A 15460-nucleotide genomic window follows, 5' to 3' on the forward strand; every position below is an offset into this window, starting at 1 on the left:
TGCCGCCAGGGCCGACAGGATGTATAGTGCGCTGATCGAATTCTAGCACGGTAATCCCATGAAACTACTGATCCGCAATCTGTCTCGCACAACCACTGAAACTGAAATGCGCAATCTGTTCGAAGCGCACGGCCTGGTGCAATCCTGTGTCCTGGTAATGGACAAGCAAACCGGCGGGTCCAAGGGTTTTGGTTTTGTCGAGATGCCCCGTCACGATGACGCCAAGGCGGCGATCAAGGCCTTGAATAACCTGGAAGTTGCTGGAAGCCGTATTCGTGTCAAGCGTGATGAGTCCGAAGAGGCTGGCAAGGGTGCCTGAGCAACACGGGCACGATCCGCTGCACGGCTTGACCCTGAAGCGGATACTCGAGGAGCTGGTAGAGACCTACGGCTGGGAGGAGCTTGGACGGCGTATACGCATCAATTGCTTCATGACCGATCCGAGCATCGCGTCCAGTCTGAAATTCTTGCGCAAGACACCCTGGGCCCGCGAAAAGGTAGAAGCTCTCTATGTGGAGACGCAGTACTCCTGAGCGGTGCAGGCGCTGTCTGGCCTAGCGTACAGATAGTTCAAGATGGATCGAGTGTGGGTGAATCCGGGGTTGAGTCGGCGACGCGCTGTGCACGATTGCCCCCCAACCGTTTGGCTCGATACATTGCGCTGTCTGCGAGGTCCAGCAGTTGTTTTTCTTCATCCGCGTCATCGGGGTAAAGCGCGATGCCGATGCTCGGAATAATGATCAGCTCCAGTCCCGCGAGAATGAGGGGCAGATTCAGTGCCTCGCGGATTTTGTCGGCGATAACATGGGCCTGCTGCGGTTGATCGAGAGCCTCGAGCAGTATCACGAACTCATCCCCGCCGATGCGCGATACCGTGTCCGATTCACGGACACAGCGTATAACCCGGTCCGCCACAGCCTTGAGCAGTTGATCGCCAATGGCATGGCCATGGGTATCGTTAACCAGTTTGAACTTGTCCAGGTCCAGGTACAGCACCGCTGCCTTGCCCTTTTCGCGTCGTGCTCTGGCCAGCGCAGTGTTGATCCGATCGCTAAGCAGTGCTCGGTTTGGCAGGCTGGTCAGTTGGTCATAGCGGGACAGGTACTCCAGGCGTTCGCGCATACTGGCTCGGTGAATGGCGGCGGCGATCTGGGTTGAGATGTAATGCAGTAACTGCTGATCTTTATCACTGTAGGCAGGCGCTGACCGTCGGTTCTGAATGACCAGTGCACCGTGAATTCCCTCGATTGTTGCCAGGGGCACTGCCAGCCAGTCCAGGCTGCGATCGCTGACATTCTGCGTGGTGCCGGATATGACGGCTGCACCGCGCTTGGCTTCCAGGCGGATCGGCTGGCCACTTCGAATGACGGCATTGCTCAATGTCAGGGTGTCGGCATTGGCCGAATCCGAGTACGGACTCTTCTCGTCTGCACTGTAAGGAAAGTGGGTTTTGCCATCCTGTGGGTTGTGCAGGGCAATGCAGAAGACGCTGGCCGGCAGCAAGCCGCCAATGATTTCGTGGATATTGCGAAAGAGTATAGGCAGATTTGCTGCGTTGGAAGCGGCCTCGGAGATCGCATACACCGCAGCTTGCATGGCTTCGGTGTGTTTGCGTTCGGTAATGTCGTGGGCCACTGCAACACGTAACTGGTCCTTCTCCGACCAGTTCGCGGACCACATGATATGAGCCACGCTACCGTCTTTGCGAATATAGCGGTTCTCGAAATGGTTGGTCAGGCGGCCAAGCATGACTTCACGGGCAATGGCCACGGTGGCGTCCAGGTCATCAGGGTGGACCAGGTCAAGAATCGCCCTGCCGATCATCTCCTGGGGCTGGTAGCCGAAAATCCTTTCACAAGCGCCGCTGACATAAACGAGCCGCCCTGCCGCATCCACGACACATATCGCATCGAGTAGCAAGTCCATCACTGCGGGGGAGAGCTGAAAGCTGCGTCCTTGCTCAGCGCCTGCCGTTCCGTGTTCTGTTTTTTTCAACGGCTGCCTCCCTGAAACTACTGAGCCTGAAGTAGGAAAGATACCTCAGGCATCAGGCAGAGTCCCGGAAAATGCATCAAATTGAGGCATTACTGACTGTCCTTGCGCTTTTTTTCAGCCTTGCGGTACAGCGCTCGCAGTGCTTTGGATTCTTTGCTGGCGCCGCTGCCATGGGACGCCAGGATGCGGTGCCAGACAGCCTGTTTCTGTTCTGGTGAAAGACGTTTCCAGGATTTCTTTTCCTCGTGCGTACGCCCGCATGCCTTGCAGATCTGATACTTGTTGAAGTCGCACAAATCTATACAGGGTTTTTTGGTAATGGGCTCGCTCATGTCACTCCTTCTTGTTTACAGGCTCAACCTTCCGGCTGATAGCCAGAGTGTCAGTGTGGGAGACAATAAAGAGGTCCTCTTCTGCCTTGTAGTCCCACCTCTCGACTTGGCAGCTGTGCTGGCCCTGCTCGCAGGTATGTCTGATCAGGTTGACCGAGTTGGGGATGCTGCCGCGCACCCGGGTTGACAGGGCTGTACCAGCCTGTGCGGTCCAGCCGCTGCGGCCTGAATCGCCGTGCCGACCATGCAGAGGCCAGACATAGGGCAGGTGAATATGGCCGCCTACCAGCAGATCCAGCCCCGCATCGACCCATCGCGGTACAGCTTCTTCGTGGCCAATCAGCAGGTTGGTCAGGTCGGACTGTTCGCGGGCGCGTACAGGGTGGTGCTGCATAACCATGCGCAACTGTTCAGGCCTGGCCTGGCCAAGCCTGGCTGCAACACGCTCGATTTGCGCCTTATTGACCGCTCCGTCCTTGTGCCGGGAGGGGCGCGATGTATTAAGGCAGAGAACCAGTAATCCAGCGCTTTCGTATACGGGTTCCAGTTCGTTGCCAAAGGCGCGCCTGTAATTACCGTACGGGTTGAATGCCCGTGCGAAAAGATTGAATAGGGGTATGTCGTGGTTGCCTGGTACTGCGAGTACCGGAGCGGGCAACTGTGTCACAAAATCCTGCGCTGCGGCGAATTGCGCTCGGCGTGCCCGTTGGGTGATGTCGCCGGACAGTAGAATGACTTCGGGTTGCTGCTCTCGGGCGAGGCGCAGCAGTGCACTCATCACGCGCGGCTGTTCAGTGCCGAAATGCGGATCGGATATTTGCAGTACGCAGGTCATTCACGCTCTCGCTTGGAAGGGTCCCGAGGCACCAGCAAGGGTAATTTGTCAGGAGCCACACGAAATGTCAGAGGGGCGCTCATCCAGCAGATTTCGCCATCCATCGCCACCTTGAGGCGCTTGCGGCTGCGACGTGGCCGCACTGTCATGGTATCGAAACCGAAACTGATCACATTTTCTGCATCTCCCAGCCGCCTTAAAAGTCCCCGGATCAGCAGGCCATAAAGCGCCATGGTGCCGCGTGATCGGGACGTCATTGCAACGAGATGGTGACGCTCGATCTCGTCCACCTGATCAAACCCCAGCTGCTCGAGCTGCAGGGCGTTGTTGCCGACCACGATGGTAGGCGTGGTCAGATGGCGTCGGGGCTGGCCTTCAAGATCAATCTGCACGTTCAGGGAGCGGTGTGCATGCATCAGAGTCACCAGGGCTGACCACAGCGCGATCAACCGACTCCGCCCGTAGCGGCGCTTGTAGGCTTCCCGGTCTTCGAGCAATTGTGGATATAGCCCCAGACTTGCGTTGACCAGAAAGGTGCGGCCGTTGAGCATCCCGATATCCACCGGTTGGATGACTGCATCCAGCAGGCAGGCCAGCGCCGCTTCGGTGTCCTGTGAAATGCCGTAAGTACGACCAAAGTAGTTGAAAGTGCCCTGGGGCAGAATACCAAATGGCACCCCGCTGCCTAGCACGACCTCGCTTACCGCGCTCAGGGTACCGTCACCCCCGACTGCCACAACAATGCCATTTTGCTCGATGGCAAGTTGCAGGGCCCGTTTGGCGGTGGCAATCAACTGCGAGGCATCGTCCACAGGCATCAGCTCAAAGCGTCTGCCAGCCCGGGCAAGCGTAATTTCAATGGTCTCGCGTGTTTCGGCTGCGTCGCGGCTTCCCGAGCCGTTGTTCATTACCAGGAAAAAGGGTTCAGTACCGGTCAGTGACCTTGTCGGGTCAAGATTCTTTACTGCCGGTGCACCGGCCTCTGCTGGGGAGTAGTCCTGACAGGGTTTCGACATGCTGAGTGAATGATCCATGGCTGAAAGGACGTTGGAGCCTGTTTGGCCGGGGAGGTTCAACGCAGCTGACTATCCTTGCTTCCCCGGCGGTTGTAGCTCGAGTCGCCGGCTTCGGCCCTGTCATGTGCCTCCTGGCAGTTCACGCACAGATGTACGCCTGGGACCGCCTTGCGGCGAGCCTCCGGAATCTGCACTTCGCATTCCTCGCAGTGCGTCAGGCTCACGCCTTTCGGCAACTTGTTACGCGCCCGCTGTACCGCTTCATCCACTGTATCGTCTATCTGGTCCTGCACCGCTCCATCCTGAGCCCATCCGGTTGCCATGGCTGTCTCCACATTTCTGTGCGCTGCCGACCCTGATTGCCTGCAGCTGCTTTATCAACAGCATAGACGCTTTACCAGGTCGTTGCCGGGTACCGCACCCTGCCTCAGGCAGCCAACATCGTCCAAATGCCAACCAGGCTCACGGCCAGCAATACGCTGCCCAGGACGCGGAAAAATACTGGTGTTTCGGCATGCATGATGTGCGCATGTGCCCGCAGACCGATCACATGGCCGACTGCCGCGCAGGGTAGCAGCCATAGATGATGGATCAGCTGCAAATCGACTCCGGCATACAGAAACGCAGCCATCTTGATGGTGACCAGAATAAACCAGAGGGCAAACAGGGTATCGCGGAACTGCTCTTTGGCCAGGTGCTGGGCGGCCACAGCAATGATCAACGGCGCGCCAATCAGCGAGGTGCCACTGACATAACCGCCAAGCATCAGAAAGCAGGTATCTACTACGCGGCTGCGGCTGCGAAAGGGGCGGTTGGTGATATACGATAGGGAGTAGGCGGCCACGATCACGAAGATGATGATGCTCATGATGTTGCCCGGGAGCGTCAACAGGCCGAGCACGCCGATCATTTTGGGGACAATCATGATACCCAGCATGCGCCCCAGATATCGCCAGTCGACCGTTCCGCCGTTACGGCGTAGTTCTGGTGCCTGCCGGCGATTATTCAGCGCGATGGTCAGCGACGAGAAAAACAGCAGGTGCATTGCGATAAGCGGCAGAAAAACCAGGGGGTCGTTATGCACCAGCAACAGGAAGGGCAGTGAGAGCACCGCGCCGCCAAACCCCAGCCCTGAACGGACGAAGCCGCTCCAGACGAAAATCAGACCGATAAGCGCGTATTGATAGGGTAACAGCTCGGCCATAAAACACATCTCGAGACAGGGCGGCTTGCCAGTGTAAACCCTAACCCGGGTCAGGATCTCGGCAAACGCCTGGAAGGCTTCGCAGGGTTGGTCCCGGATCACCAGCGAAAACGCTGGCTGGTCTTGTGTTGAGCAAATGCGGATGCCGGGCATGGAACTAAAGGATCAATTGCAGGTCAAATATGCAGCGCAAGTATGCGCCAAGCCGAACCGGTCTGATCCCTCCGCAGGAGCACTTCATGAATATCGCATTGACGCCCTTGATCTCCCTTATTGCCGGCATCCTGATTCTGGTAGTTCCCCGTTTGCTGAATTACATCGTGGCAATCTATCTGATCATTATCGGTCTGGTAGGTATCTTCGGTGGTGGATTCAATCTGCGCATGTAGAATCGGTAGGCCGGCCGGGTTTCCGGTCGGCTATTTGCCTTTGCCGCGCTATCTCCTGGTGCGGTTGCTTCGGTTAAACCTGGTGCTGCTGATCAGTCCTCCTTGAGTCATTTAACGTCCAGTTTCTTTTCCCAGAACATTGCCTTGCCCAGCTGTGGATCGAGTTCATATCCGTTGAAACCAAAAGCGCGATAGGCTGACTGGGCAACCGTATTGCCTTCAAGGACCTCCAGAGTCATCTTGCAGCAGCCCAGCTCGCGGGCCAGTGCTTCTGCTTCTTCGAACATCATCCTGCTCAGGCCTTTGCCGCGGTGTTGCGCGGCCACAACAACGTCATGAATATTCAGCAGAGGGCGGCAGGCGAAGGTTGAAAAGCCTTCAAAGCAGTTTGTCAGTCCGGCCGGCTGACCATCAACCAGCGCCAGAATGACGTGGGCGGTATCGCGCTTGCGCAATTCGCTTATTAGATTCTCGCGTGTACTGGCGGCTAGAGGGGCACCGCCCCCCATCGGATCGCGCGCATACTGATCGAGCAAAGTGATAATGCCAAGGGCATGCTCTGGGGAATCGAGATCAGCTCTGACAATCTGTATGGTGAAATTGCCGCGCGCTGGCTGTGAGGAGGTCATGGTATTTTTTTCTCCCTGGAGTCGTCGGTCATCGTGGTTTGCGCTACCTTTTTGGCTTCCTCATTCTTGGGCGGGGTCAGGCTCAGTACCTGCCAGCCCGGCTTGGGATCCAGCGTGCCCTCGTCGACAAAAACCTCTAGCCGGCCCTTGGGTGATATGGCGAACAACGGCACTACCTTGCCTTCATGCAGTTGCGCAAGATTGGTGAAATCAAATTCTTCGCTCAACTTGGTGGTGCGTATTTCCCAACCTTTGCTGAGCAGGCTGGCCAGCTTGCTGTAGCTCATGCCCTTGTCAAACAGCGTATGGCCGCGATGTTCGGTACCCAGTTTGTGTTTTTCGGCCGTATCGGTTTCGGTTGTCGACAGCAGGGTATATACCTTTTTGGCGCCAAACTCGCTGCCATAGCGCATGCTGGCCACCACATTGATTCCCAGGCTGGGGGAAAGCGCAAGTAATCGGCCTACACCCACCAGGTCCAGATGCTGGTCGGCATAGGCCGAAACGGCATTGCCATAGAATGTTTCCAGGCCCTCCATTCTTGCATCGCGAATATGCTCCCACTGGGTGTCGGTCAGCACCACGCGTACACCCTGCTTATGCAGTGCGCGGGCAATGCTTCTTGCTACGGGATTGGCTCCTACCACCAGGAAGCCTGCGGCTGCTGGCTCAGCGACTTTCAGTAGCCGGGCGAGGCCCCGTGAAGTAGCGCTTTGCAGCACCACCGTGCCGATGATGATGGAAAACGTCAGTGGTACAAGAATGCCTGCGTCGACCTGTCCCGCTTCCTCCAGGCGAATCGCGAACAGGGCGGATACCGCCGCTGCAACGATGCCGCGCGGAGCAATCCAGGAGAGCAGAGATTTTTCCTGCCAGGTCAGGCTGGATCCGATGGAAGAGATCCATATGGAGGCAGGACGGGCAATCAGTTGCATGACCAACAGCAAAAGGAGAGGGGTCCATCCCAGGGCAAGAATATCGTCGAGAGTCAGTCTTGCCGCCAGCAGAATGAACAGGCCGGAAATCAGTACAACGCTGAGGTTCTCCTTGAAGTTGAGAATCTCGTTGATATGCAGGTCCTTCTTGTTGGCAAGCCACATACCCATCAGTGTCACTGCCAGCAGACCCGACTCGTGGGCTAGAGAGTCGGAAATACTGAAGGCGGCGAAAACCACGGAGAGCGTCGCCAGATTCTGCAGATAATGTGGTACCCAGCCGCGCTTGAGAACGAAGCCCAGGAACCAGCCACCGGCGATGCCAAGAATAGTGCCAACCGCAATAATCTCGAGGAACGCAAGCAGACCATGGGCAACTCCCGCGCTTTGACTCTGGGCCACTATAAACTCGTAAACCACAACTACCAGCAGGGCGCCGATAGGATCGATGAGGATGCCTTCCCAGCGCAGGATGTTGGATATGTTGCGATTGGGTCTGACGGTGCGCAACATCGGTACGATTACGGTAGGGCCGGTGACCACCGCCAGTGCGCCGAAGAGGATGCTCAGCTCCCAGCCGACGCCGATCAGAAAATGGGTGGCAATGGCCACGATCAGCCAGGTAATACCTGCGCCCAGGGTGATCAGACGCTGCACCACCGCTTTCTGGCTGCGTATTTCGCTCATGTTGAGCGTCAGGCTGCCCTCGAAGAGAATGATCGCCACGGAGAGACTGATCAACGGAAACAGTAGATCACCAAAAAGCTGGTCCGGGTCGATAACGGATGTAAAGGGCCCGAGTACGATGCCGGCGGCGAGTAGAAACAGAATGGCGGGGAGCTTGACGCGCCATGCCAGCCATTGGCAACCAAACGAAATGAGGCCAATGACCGCGATGCTCAGACTTGCCGATAACAACATAGGTGTTCCTTGGGTGCGCGAATCAGCCCACGAGTTTAGCGGCAGTGCTACCTATGTCCAGCGTTGCCAGGCGACGGAAGTCATTGATCGATACCGAATTAATGTGTTCACAGGTCAGTCTGCGGCTGGGGGGAGTTTGTCTTCACCGGCGGCGGAGTCGGTAGCCGGCCGTGAACGATCATCCGGATCGGGCTTGCGCTGGGTCAGGCCTTCAGCGGAAATGATATGCAGATCCCGTTGCGGGAAAGGAAACTCGATGCCGTTCTGGTGAAACAGATCCCAGATCGCCAGGCGTACCTTGCTGGCCACATTGACCAGTCCCTGCTGCGGATCGCTTACCCAGATGCGTAGCTCGAAATCCACTGAGGAGTCGCCGAACCCTGACAGGTGAGCCTGTGGCGCATGTATGCCATCGCGCAATATTCGGGGCTGGGTCAAAGCAGCTTCGACCATTAACTCGATTGCCCGGTGTACATTCGAGCGATAGGAAATGCCAACCTCTATTTTCAATCGTACGGCAGTGTCGGAGTAGCTCCAGTTGATCACCTGTTCGGTAATCAGGTTTTCGTTAGGGATCAGATATTCCTTGCCGTCACGGGTGGCTACAGTGGTGTACCGTGCGCCCATTTGCCTGATCCAGCCGTAGGCGTCGCCAATCTCTATTACATCGCCGGGTTTCAGTGACCGATCCAGAAGCAGGATGATGCCGCTGAACAGGTTGGAAACGATCTTCTGCAGGCCGAAACCGAGGCCGATGCCCAGCGCGCCGGAAAAGACTGCCAGGGCCGTCAGGTTGACGCCGACAAAGGTTAGCGCCACCACGACGGCCACCAGATACAGCACAATACGCAGTACTTTGCCGATCAGGACACGCGCTGCAGGTGTCACTCCCTCCAGATAAATCAGTCGGCTGTCTACCAGACGAGCGACCAGGCTCGATAGCCAGATAAACAGGGTCAGCAACAGGATGCCATTGATGAAGCCCATCAGTGACAGCCGCATTTCACCGATATTGAACGCGATGGAATCAAGCAGATCCAGAAATGCCTGTAGCCAGCCGAGAATGGCCAGCGCTGCTACGAACCAGACAACGGCGGTAATGAGCTTTGCCCACCCAGGCTGGCGCAGAAAGCTGGTGGCCAGCCGTATGACTACCCAGGCCGTAAGCAGGTTTGCTGCAATGCGCAGCAGCTCGCCGTCCAGCCCTGCCGATTGACTCGCGCCGTGGGCGATCCAGGCCAGTAACGCGCCCATGCCGGAGCTGGCCACCAGCAGCAGCCGATGCAGCGTATGACGCATGCCGGGTAGCAGCGTTTCACGTGCCAGTATGGTGTCGACACGCGGCACCATTACCCGGCGCAGCGCAAAGCTGGCTAGCAGAATGCTCACCAACACCAGAGCCTCAATCAGCGTACCGCTAGTAAGCAGATGGTTCTCGGCCCAGCTGCCTACCACTTCGATGCTTTGCTCGATGGTAATGGGTGGTATGTCTAAAGGGTCCGAACTTTTTTCTTGGGCCATACACTCAGTGCAGCACCTATACCCGTTGTTGTCGAGGCGAAGCGCATGAGGCAGGCCGCCCCGCCCCGCTGACACCCTGGGTTAGAAGAGCCGGGTTGCTGGGCTAGAGTATGGGCGTCCATACTGACACCAAGTCCGCAATGGCGGTCTTCTAAAATAAAAACAAGCAATCAAGGAGTACCATCATGGCTTTCATCGAGCGTGAAGCTCTGGTTTTTTCCGATGAGGTGGCGATTGCCGAACTGCAGAAGGTGTTCGCTCTGCAGAAAAAGGCTTTTCTGGCCAATACCTCACCCACCCTCAATGAGCGGCTTGCACTGCTCCAGGCACTTGCCGATATGATGCTCAATTACCGTATCCGGATTCAGGAGGCGGTTGCTTCAGACTTTGGCTCCCACCCCGCTCAATTCTCCGACCTTGTAGAGTGCCTTGGTGTGGCTGGTCGGGCGAAGTTTGTTGCCGAGCGCCTTGCTGAGTGGGTCAAGCCGCATGCACGGGAGGTCGACCCGGCGCTGTTCGGCAATGCGCGGGCTTATGTCCAGCAGCAGCCCAAGGGTGTTGTGGGTAACATGGTGCCATGGAATTTCCCATTCGATATCGGCATCGGCCCGGTCGTGGAAATGCTCGCGGCAGGCAATAGGGTTATCGTCAAACCTTCAGATCTGACCCCGGCTTGCAGTGAGCTGACGCTGGAAATGATCAGAGCGACCTTCGATCAGGATCAGGTGGCGGCTGTGGCTGGCGGTATCGAGTTGGCCAAGCATTTTCCGACCCTTGAATGGGATCATCTGATGTACACCGGCAGCACCGAGGTGGGTCGGCTGGTAGCGGTTGCGGCCGCGCAGAATCTGACGCCGGTCACTCTGGAGCTGGGCGGCAAGTGTCCGGCCCTGGTCGCTGAGGACGGCATAAATTATGCCACCATCGAGCAGATCATCGGTTGCAAGACCATCAAGAACGGGCAGATGTGTGTGACCGTGGACTACGTTCTGATACCCGAGGCGCATCGAGACCATCTCGTTGATTTGCTGCGTCAGAGGCTGGAATCCACTGTGCCTGATTACGCCAAACATAAGGATGTTACCGGGATTATCAATGAGCGGCACATGGATCGATTGCAGCGCTACCTCGATGACGCCAGCGAAAAGGGCGCAACACTATTGTCGATCGGTGGCGAATCGGACCGCGCGACGCGTCGCATGCCATTGACGCTGGTGCTCGATCCCAGCGATGACATGGAGGTAATGCGTAACGAGATCTTCGGTCCGATTCTGCCGATCAAGACCTACCGTACCCTGGATGAGGCAATCGATTACATCAATGCCCATGATCGGCCACTGGGAATTTACGTATTTACCGAAACACCTTCGAGTGCTCAGCAAATTCTCGACAGGACTGTGTCCGGTGGCGCTTGCGTAAATGCTGCGGCAATGCATGCAGCCCTGCCTTCGTTGCCCTTTGGGGGTATTGGCAAGAGTGGTACTGGCCGACACCATGGGCTAGAGGGATTTCTTGAATTTTCCAACCCTCGGGCAGTGTTTGAACGTGGCAATGAGGACCTGATCGCAGCAATGTATGCGCCCTACGGGGAACTTGCTGATGCGGTCATTAGCGGTGCATTGGAGAGCGATCACTAGGTCTTTCCATTTGGCTGAAAGACTGATGCAGCTCTGGAGTGGGCGTTCTAACCGACTGCCGGTGCGAGGAGCGTCCACCCAATTCCCAGCGCCGCGCAGATGCCCAGTAGGGGTAGCATGCGCATTTTCAATACAAAGGTCATTACACAGGCGGCCAGAGTGATGCCCAGCAGGGGCAAGTCTAAGCTGGCTGGTTGCGGGATCAGCAAATCAAGCCCATGGCGCGTAATACGATGGTTTTCTGCAAAGAGCGCATTGAGGGCAAACCACAACGCCAGGTTGGCGATCACGCCGACAACTGCGGCGGTTATGGCGGCCAGGGCCGCGGACAGTGCGCGGTGCCCACGCAGCTTCTCCACATAGGGCGCGCCGGCAAATATCCAGAAAAAACATGGCAGGAAGGTAACCCAGAGCGTTAATAGAGCGCCAGCGGTCGCAGCCAGCAGGCTGGGTTGAGGTAATCCTTCGCGATATCCTGCAAGAAAGCCGACAAATTGGGTAACCAGAATAAGGGGTCCCGGCGTCGTCTCGGCCATCGCCAGACCATCCAGCATCTCCCCGGGCTGCAGCCAATGGTAGTGCTCCACGCCCTGCTGGGCCACATAGGTAAGCACCGCATAGGCACCGCCAAAGGTGATCAGCGCCATTTTCGAGAAGAATGAGGCGATCTGGGTAAACACGTTTTCGCTGCCCAGAAGTCCATGGAATCCGAGCAGGGTGCCGGCCCAGAGCAACATGCAGATGATGGCAGCGGTGCGGGTTCCCGGGCGTACCTGGACGATCATTTCTGCTGTATGTAACACGCCGTCATTGGCTGGGAACAAGCGGGCTCCCAGGTAGCCGAGCAGGCCCGCACCGATGACCACCAGCGGGAACGCGAGACCAAACACGAAGAGAGCAATAAAGGCGGCGGCGGCCAGCAGGGGCTTGACTGTGCCTCTTAGTGTGCGCGCCGCAATGCGTAGTAGTGCCTGAACAACAATGGCCAGCACCGCGGCTTTGAGTCCGAAAAACAAGCCCTCTACCAGGGTCAGATCGCCGAGCAGAACGTATAGCCAGGACAACGCCAGAATGGCTGCTGCGCCGGGCAGGATAAACAGCAGGCCGGCGATCAGGCCGCCGCGCACGCCATGCAGCAGCCAGCCGACATAGGTTGCCAACTGCTGAGCCTCCGGGCCGGGCAGCAGCATGCAGTAATTGAGTGCGTGGAGGAAACGCGCTTCGTCCAACCAACCCTTTTCCTCGACGATGATCCTGTGCATCAGCGCAATCTGGCCCGCAGGGCCGCCGAAGCTCAACAGGCCGATACGCCACCAGATAACTATTGCTTCGTGAAACGGTATTTGCGCCATGGGGAAATTGAACCTGTATATGCGTTTGCTTGTCTGTAGCTTATGGCTGGCATTTAGGGCTGAGCTTAACGCAACGATAGTGCATTGACTGTTGCAGTTGAGCTGGCACGGGATCTTCCGTTGCCCTGCCAGGTTACCAATCAGCGTTCAGGCTGAAATTCATATCAAATGCAAATAGAGGACATACCATGGCAGTTACAGCGACCGATCCGATCAAGATCCTTTTCGCGATACTCTTGCCGCCCCTCGGCGTATTCATGGAAGTGGGCTTCAAAGGTCACTTCTGGTTGAACATTCTGCTTACGCTGTTTGGTTTCATTCCGGGCATCATCCATGCCCTGTACGTGATCCTCAAGCACTGAGCATGTTGTTCGAGAGTGTGTAAAAAAACCCGGCCTGAGCCGGGTTTTTTATTGCTGCTGATCAGCAGCCGTAGCGGGCCTTGAACTCGCGGCGACGGCGGTGCAGAACCGGCTCGGTGTAACCGTTTGGCTGTACTGTGCCTTCAACACACAACTCGACTGCTGCCTGGAAGGCGATGCTGTCATCGAAGTTCGGTGCCATTGGTTTGTAGGCCGGGTCGTGCTCGTTCTGGCGGTCAACCACGCTGGCCATGCGCTGCATGGTTTCCATCACCTGCTCCTTGGTGCAGATACCATGGCGAAGCCAGTTGGCGATGTGCTGGCTGGAAATGCGCAGCGTAGCGCGGTCTTCCATCAGGCCTACATCGTTGATGTCGGGTACCTTCGAGCAACCGACGCCGTGATCGATCCAGCGCACGACGTAACCCAGAATACCTTGGGCATTGTTGTCCAGTTCCTGCTGGATTTCTTCAGCGGACCAGTCGGTCCGTTCTGCCAGCGGGATGGTCAGGATGTCGTCTACTGACGCGGGCTGGCGCTTGGCCAGTTCATCCTGACGCTCGCTCACGTTGACCTTGTGGTAATGCAGGGCGTGCAGTGTTGCTGCAGTGGGAGAAGGCACCCATGCAGTGTTGGCGCCGGCCATTGGGTGGCCGATCTTCTGCTCGAGCATCGCAGCCATAAGGTCAGGCATGGCCCACATACCCTTGCCGATCTGCGCCCGACCCTTGAGCCCGGTAGCCAGGCCGATATCCACGTTGCTGTTCTCGTAGGCGGCAATCCACTTGGCGCCCTTGATCTCGCCCTTGCGAATGAATGCGCCGGCTTCCATGGAGGTATGAATTTCGTCACCGGTGCGGTCAAGAAACCCGGTATTGATGAAGGCCACTCGCTCGCTGGCCGCCTTGATACAGGCTTTGAGGTTGACCGTGGTGCGGCGCTCTTCGTCCATGATGCCAACTTTCAGCGTGTTGCGCTGCATACCCAGCATGTCTTCCACTCGTCCGAACAGCTCGGTAGTGAAGGCGACTTCCTCGGGGCCATGCATCTTCGGCTTGACGATATAGACTGAACCGGTACGCGTGTTCTTGCGCGTGGTGTTACCGTTGAGGTTGTGCAGGGCAATCAGACTGGTGATCGCGCCGTCCATGATGCCTTCTGGGGTTTCGTTGCCGTCCTTGTCGAGAATGGCATTGTTGGTCATCAGGTGACCCACGTTGCGTACGAACAGCAATGAGCGGCCATGCAGGGTCAGGGTGGAACCATCGGCACGGGTGTAATCACGATCCGGGTTCATCGTGCGGGTGAAACTGCTGCCGCCCTTGGCAACACTTTCTGCCAGATCGCCCTTCATCAGGCCGAGCCAGTTGCTGTAAATGACGGTCTTGTCATCAGCATCTACTGCCGCGACTGAGTCTTCACAGTCCATGATGGTTGTCAGGGCAGACTCCATCAGCAGGTCTTTCACGCCGGCGGCGTCGGTCTGTCCCACATTGCTGGTCGGGTCGATCTGGATTTCGAAATGCAGGCCGTTGTGCTTGAGGAGTACGCCCTGTGGCTGGCCCGGCTCACCGGTAAAGCCGATGAACTGCGCAGTATCCTTGAGGCCGGTCTGGGCGCCATTCTTCAGGGTGACGACCAGTTTGCCGTTCTCGATCACGTAGCTTGTAGAGTCTACGTGGGAACCTTCGGCCAGTGGTGCTGCCTCATCTAGGAACCCGCGTGCCAGCGCAATGACCTTGTTACCGCGAATTTCGTTATAGCCAGGGCCCTTGGTGGCGCCGTCGGCCTCGGAAATCGCATCGGTACCATACAGGGCGTCGTACAATGAACCCCAGCGAGCGTTTGCCGCGTTGAGCGCAAAGCGGGCATTCATGACCGGCACAACCAGCTGCGGGCCAGCGAGGGTCGCGATTTCTTCGTCGACATTGCTGGTGGTGGCCTGGAAGTCGTCCGGTTCGGGCAGCAGGTAACCGATCTCCTGCAGGAAAGCCTTGTATGCAACGGCGTCGTGGGCCTGGCCGGCACGTTTCTGGTGCCAGGCATCGATTTGCGCCTGCAGATCGTCGCGCTTGGCGAGCAGCGCCTTGTTCTTTGGTGCCAGATCGTTGATAAGGGCTTCGAAACCTGTCCAGAAGGAGGCGGTATCGACGCCAGAGCCGGGAATGGCCTGATGATTGATAAAGTCGTGAAGTACCCTGGCAACCTGGAGGCCGCCAACTTGGACGCGTTCAGTCATGGAAAACCCTCACTCTGCTGACAACCTTCGCGAACGTGCGTAGGTCGTGGAATTTGGAGACGCGGTATGTTACACGATGATCGATTGCAAATC

At 57.2% G+C, this 15460-nt stretch carries 16 protein-coding genes; 5 read left to right on the forward strand and 11 right to left on the reverse strand.

Annotation, left to right across the window (positions count from 1 at the left end):
* The first annotated feature begins 58 nt into the window (after positions 1-58).
* Together FZF01_RS09615 and FZF01_RS09620 are read left to right on the forward strand one after the other, a co-directional pair.
* A complete protein-coding gene (locus FZF01_RS09615; RefSeq protein WP_150277960.1) occupies positions 59-319 on the forward strand; it encodes an RNA recognition motif domain-containing protein in 261 nt (86 codons plus the stop codon).
* Positions 312-533 carry a VF530 family protein gene (locus FZF01_RS09620; RefSeq protein ID WP_223825465.1) on the forward strand — a complete coding sequence of 74 codons (222 nt, stop codon included), beginning with the start codon at positions 312-314 and terminating at the stop codon, positions 531-533. Before FZF01_RS09615 ends, FZF01_RS09620 begins: the two co-directional genes overlap by 8 nt.
* A gap of 37 nt (positions 534-570) precedes the next feature.
* On the opposite strand, the gene FZF01_RS09625 is transcribed toward FZF01_RS09620, so the two are convergent.
* The 6 genes from FZF01_RS09625 to FZF01_RS09650 all read right to left on the reverse strand — a co-directional run bounded on the left by FZF01_RS09625 (position 571) and on the right by FZF01_RS09650 (position 5382).
* Complete coding sequence (locus FZF01_RS09625) at positions 571-1926, reverse strand: sensor domain-containing protein (protein WP_150278188.1); 1356 nt, start codon at positions 1924-1926, stop codon at positions 571-573.
* A 158-nt stretch (positions 1927-2084) separates the two neighbouring features.
* Positions 2085-2327, reverse strand: coding sequence for a DUF1289 domain-containing protein (locus FZF01_RS09630; RefSeq protein WP_150277963.1), 243 nt, complete (start codon positions 2325-2327; stop codon positions 2085-2087).
* Between the two features lies 1 nt (position 2328).
* Positions 2329-3162 carry a metallophosphoesterase family protein gene (locus FZF01_RS09635; RefSeq protein WP_150277964.1) on the reverse strand — a complete coding sequence of 278 codons (834 nt, stop codon included), beginning with the start codon at positions 3160-3162 and terminating at the stop codon, positions 2329-2331.
* A complete protein-coding gene (locus FZF01_RS09640) occupies positions 3159-4178 on the reverse strand; it encodes a diacylglycerol/lipid kinase family protein (RefSeq protein WP_188434460.1) in 1020 nt (339 codons plus the stop codon). Before FZF01_RS09640 ends, FZF01_RS09635 begins: the two co-directional genes overlap by 4 nt.
* Before the next feature lie 56 nt (positions 4179-4234).
* Entirely contained in the window at positions 4235-4501 is a 267-nt protein-coding gene (locus tag FZF01_RS09645; RefSeq protein ID WP_150277966.1) for a DksA/TraR family C4-type zinc finger protein, read from the reverse strand.
* Between the two features lie 104 nt (positions 4502-4605).
* On the reverse strand, positions 4606-5382 hold the full coding sequence (locus FZF01_RS09650) for a sulfite exporter TauE/SafE family protein (RefSeq protein WP_150277967.1): 777 nt from the start codon (positions 5380-5382) through the stop codon (positions 4606-4608).
* Positions 5383-5621: 239 nt separating this feature from the next.
* Here FZF01_RS09650 and FZF01_RS09655 point away from each other — a divergent pair, with 239 nt between their 5' ends.
* Positions 5622-5771, forward strand: a complete 150-nt coding sequence (locus FZF01_RS09655) for a DUF3096 domain-containing protein (RefSeq protein WP_150277968.1) — start codon at positions 5622-5624, stop codon at positions 5769-5771.
* 107 nt (positions 5772-5878) lie between these two features.
* On the opposite strand, the gene FZF01_RS09660 is transcribed toward FZF01_RS09655, so the two are convergent.
* From FZF01_RS09660 to FZF01_RS09670, 3 genes are all read right to left on the reverse strand, one after another.
* Positions 5879-6400 carry a GNAT family N-acetyltransferase gene (locus FZF01_RS09660; RefSeq protein ID WP_150277969.1) on the reverse strand — a complete coding sequence of 174 codons (522 nt, stop codon included), beginning with the start codon at positions 6398-6400 and terminating at the stop codon, positions 5879-5881.
* The gene (locus tag FZF01_RS09665; RefSeq protein WP_150277970.1) at positions 6397-8256 is read right to left on the reverse strand and encodes a cation:proton antiporter; all 1860 of its coding nucleotides are present in this window, start codon (positions 8254-8256) and stop codon (positions 6397-6399) included. Before FZF01_RS09665 ends, FZF01_RS09660 begins: the two co-directional genes overlap by 4 nt.
* 114 nt (positions 8257-8370) lie before the next feature.
* On the reverse strand, positions 8371-9777 hold the full coding sequence (locus tag FZF01_RS09670) for a mechanosensitive ion channel family protein (RefSeq protein WP_150277971.1): 1407 nt from the start codon (positions 9775-9777) through the stop codon (positions 8371-8373).
* A 185-nt stretch (positions 9778-9962) separates the two neighbouring features.
* Between FZF01_RS09670 and FZF01_RS09675 the strand changes: the two genes are divergently transcribed.
* Positions 9963-11414 carry an aldehyde dehydrogenase family protein gene (locus FZF01_RS09675; protein WP_150277972.1) on the forward strand — a complete coding sequence of 484 codons (1452 nt, stop codon included), beginning with the start codon at positions 9963-9965 and terminating at the stop codon, positions 11412-11414.
* Between the two features lie 47 nt (positions 11415-11461).
* Here the strand turns inward: FZF01_RS09675 and chrA are convergent, their stop codons facing one another.
* Positions 11462-12766, reverse strand: coding sequence for a chromate efflux transporter (gene chrA, locus FZF01_RS09680; RefSeq protein ID WP_150277973.1), 1305 nt, complete (start codon positions 12764-12766; stop codon positions 11462-11464).
* Between the two features lie 188 nt (positions 12767-12954).
* Here chrA and FZF01_RS09685 point away from each other — a divergent pair, with 188 nt between their 5' ends.
* Positions 12955-13128: a YqaE/Pmp3 family membrane protein gene (locus FZF01_RS09685; RefSeq protein ID WP_150277974.1), complete on the forward strand. Its 174-nt coding sequence runs from the start codon at positions 12955-12957 to the stop codon at positions 13126-13128.
* A 61-nt stretch (positions 13129-13189) separates the two neighbouring features.
* Here FZF01_RS09685 and FZF01_RS09690 read toward each other — a convergent pair whose 3' ends face one another.
* Positions 13190-15367, reverse strand: coding sequence for a malate synthase G (locus tag FZF01_RS09690; RefSeq protein WP_150277975.1), 2178 nt, complete (start codon positions 15365-15367; stop codon positions 13190-13192).
* Between the last annotated feature and the right edge of the window lie 93 nt (positions 15368-15460).

It is taken from the genome of Halopseudomonas salina, assembly GCF_008641105.1.

Coding starts and splice junctions, on each gene's coding strand:
- FZF01_RS09615 (WP_150277960.1), top strand. CDS start 59: ATGAAACTACTGATCCGCAATCTGTCTCGCACAACCACTGAAACTGAA.
- FZF01_RS09625 (WP_150278188.1), bottom strand. CDS start 1,926: ATGGACTTGCTACTCGATGCGATATGTGTCGTGGATGCGGCAGGGCGG.
- FZF01_RS09630 (WP_150277963.1), bottom strand. CDS start 2,327: ATGAGCGAGCCCATTACCAAAAAACCCTGTATAGATTTGTGCGACTTC.
- FZF01_RS09635 (WP_150277964.1), bottom strand. CDS start 3,162: ATGACCTGCGTACTGCAAATATCCGATCCGCATTTCGGCACTGAACAG.
- FZF01_RS09640 (WP_188434460.1), bottom strand. CDS start 4,178: ATGTCGAAACCCTGTCAGGACTACTCCCCAGCAGAGGCCGGTGCACCG.
- FZF01_RS09645 (WP_150277966.1), bottom strand. CDS start 4,501: ATGGCAACCGGATGGGCTCAGGATGGAGCGGTGCAGGACCAGATAGAC.
- FZF01_RS09650 (WP_150277967.1), bottom strand. CDS start 5,382: ATGGCCGAGCTGTTACCCTATCAATACGCGCTTATCGGTCTGATTTTC.
- FZF01_RS09655 (WP_150277968.1), top strand. CDS start 5,622: ATGAATATCGCATTGACGCCCTTGATCTCCCTTATTGCCGGCATCCTG.
- FZF01_RS09660 (WP_150277969.1), bottom strand. CDS start 6,400: ATGACCTCCTCACAGCCAGCGCGCGGCAATTTCACCATACAGATTGTC.
- FZF01_RS09665 (WP_150277970.1), bottom strand. CDS start 8,256: ATGTTGTTATCGGCAAGTCTGAGCATCGCGGTCATTGGCCTCATTTCG.
- FZF01_RS09670 (WP_150277971.1), bottom strand. CDS start 9,777: ATGGCCCAAGAAAAAAGTTCGGACCCTTTAGACATACCACCCATTACC.
- FZF01_RS09675 (WP_150277972.1), top strand. CDS start 9,963: ATGGCTTTCATCGAGCGTGAAGCTCTGGTTTTTTCCGATGAGGTGGCG.
- chrA (WP_150277973.1), bottom strand. CDS start 12,766: ATGGCGCAAATACCGTTTCACGAAGCAATAGTTATCTGGTGGCGTATC.
- FZF01_RS09685 (WP_150277974.1), top strand. CDS start 12,955: ATGGCAGTTACAGCGACCGATCCGATCAAGATCCTTTTCGCGATACTC.
- FZF01_RS09690 (WP_150277975.1), bottom strand. CDS start 15,367: ATGACTGAACGCGTCCAAGTTGGCGGCCTCCAGGTTGCCAGGGTACTT.